Source organism: Roseburia sp. 1XD42-69, from assembly GCF_003612565.1.
Classification (GTDB): Bacteria; Bacillota; Clostridia; order Lachnospirales; family Lachnospiraceae; genus Roseburia_B.
The window spans coordinates 1-2,303 of sequence record NZ_RAZG01000173.1 but is presented as its reverse complement, the minus strand read 5'-3'; the positions used below and the strand labels follow the sequence as shown (position 1 = coordinate 2,303).

2 protein-coding genes are annotated in these 2,303 nt (G+C 44.8%); both read right to left on the bottom strand.

Annotated features, from left to right (window positions below; translation table 11 throughout):
* Positions 1-1,390: sensor histidine kinase (locus D7Y06_RS24800; protein ID WP_147415781.1), on the bottom strand; the 1,390-nt coding region annotated here is incomplete at its 3' end.
* Positions 1,387-2,118 (bottom strand): LytR/AlgR family response regulator transcription factor, encoded by a 732-nt coding sequence (locus D7Y06_RS24795; protein WP_120410138.1) that lies wholly within the window; start codon positions 2,116-2,118, stop codon positions 1,387-1,389. The genes D7Y06_RS24800 and D7Y06_RS24795, both read right to left, overlap by 4 nt.
* Positions 2,119-2,303 lie beyond the last annotated feature (185 nt).

Sequence of the window (2,303 nt, the reverse complement as noted above, 5' to 3'; positions counted from 1 at the left end):
CCTGCTGCAGCATGACTGTCACATGGAACACATCCCCTTTCACTTTTATATTTACACCGCCGAAATACTTCTCTGCCACATCACGCACGTTCTCCAGCCCAATCCCATGTTCCGCAATAATCCCCGGCAGGATACTCTGTTTCGTTGTAGGCAAAACCAAACCTCCGCCCGACTGCACAGGTACAGCCCCGTCAAAGCTGTTCTCAACTTCCAGCAATAAAAACTGCTTTTTTTGCTTTAACGAAAGGTGTATAAATCCTTTACCTGTTTCCAGTTTTTCACAGGCTTCAATAGCATTATCCAAAAGATTGTTCAGGATGATTCCCATATCAAACACAGGGATTTCCCCTCCATACCGGAAATCTGCATCAAACCGGATTCCTGCCTTTTCCGCCCTGCGCCACTTGTCATTGATGATGACATCTGTGACCGCATTTCCCGTCACATACTTATATTCCAGTTCCTGCATGGTTTCGTCCATCCGCCGTACATAACCCTCTATCTCCTCATACTCACCTGCTTCCGTCAGCCCTTTAATGTTCGCCATGTGATTTTTCATCTCATGTCTTACCTTGCGGATGCTTCCATAGAAATTCTCCGCTTCCTCCAAGCGTTTCTTCATGGCCTTGACCTGCTGTTCTTCCACAAAATGTTTCTGCCTTTCAGCAAGCAGGATGCGGTATCTCTGCCAGAAATAAATCAATGCAGCTTCCCCTATGAAAATAAGCACTGCTATCATTGGAACTTCCCAAAGCAAATCCGGCTTTTCATCAAATAAAATGAAAAACTCATCCTCTATCTTTACAGTAATCAGCCCGCTGATGATTCTTGTAATCATGCTCCCGACAAAATTCAGAATGGAAAGCAGGATAACATCCTGCCAGGCCATTATGATTACATCCTTCAAAAATCTGTACAAAATAAGCGCCATTGCCACAAATAATACCGAATAAGCAAATACCAAGCAGAACATCCCAACTGCCATGCAGCAATTCACTTCCTGCTGATAACGATTCTGCAAAAAATCAATCCTTTTCATCATCACACTCATTATTTTCATGTAGATGCTGTTTGCAATCAAGAAACTCAGGCAATGAAGGTTATAAAAAGCGAGCATCACAAATACAGCTTTCCCAATCTGTTTCTTATAACATATCCCCGCATACCCCATTATTGCAAAAGCAGAAACGCCATACCTTACCCAAGCGGTACACGGCAGAAATCCTATCCCTATATTGGCAAGAATAAACAGCGCTGCCGCAATGCCATCCATTTTTCCTTTTTTCTCCCTGAAAGCCGCCGCCCACAAAACAAGGAACATGATAGCCTGTATGACAATCTTCCAAATATCCAATATACTGTTAATCGTTTCAAACGCTGGCTGGCTCATAGGCTTTCCTCCGAAATGTAATTCGTGTATGCCTGCACAAAGCCGTCGTATTTATACCTTGAAAGCAGCAGCTTATCCCCGTTCGCCATCCTTACCTCCGTCTTATCGTAACCCTCCACATGGAAAAGGTTGATAAGGTATCCCCGGTGGATGCGGTAGAACTGCCCCGCCAGCTCCTTCTCCAAATCCCCGATCTTTGCATAGTATTCTATATTTCCGCTTTTTAAGTACAGGATGATATTGTGATTCCGGCTTTCCATGTAGTAAATGTCATTCAGCGGTATGGCCTTTCCCTCGCCGCCATACTGGATCACAAGTTTTTTCTTCCGCTGCTCCACCTCGTATAAAACTTGCCCCGCCGCCCGTCCGAACACCTCTGCAAATTTCTGTTCGTCCACGGGCTTTACAAGATACTGGAACGCCCCCACGTCAAACGCATCATACACATATTTTTCATACCCTGTCACAAAAATGATGATGGGCTGTTTCTGTACCTCCATGCCCCGGATATGCCTTGCCAGCCCCATGCCATTAAGACCTGCATCGGAGCCGCCCATCTCTATGTCCAGAAATACAAGGTCATGCTCCTTACCGTCCGAAAGGTACGCATCGGCAGAGGCATATTCCGTGATGCCGTATTCCCCTCCCTGCTTTTTGATGAGCGAAACAAGGTAAGACCTTATGTTTTTTTCATCATCACACACCGCAATTTTTATCGTTTCTGCCACCTCCAGTCCTCAACTAACTTATCGGAAAAATCAGGGCGATTTCTAACGTCTACTTCGTGAATGGTTAATCTGGCTACGTGAATCGCAGATTTTTTATTTTTAAACGCCCAAATCAGCCCTAAAGTTTTTCGCCTTTCGTCCGATATAGTGGAAACTCAAACCGCCGTGTAAGCATATTAACTCTG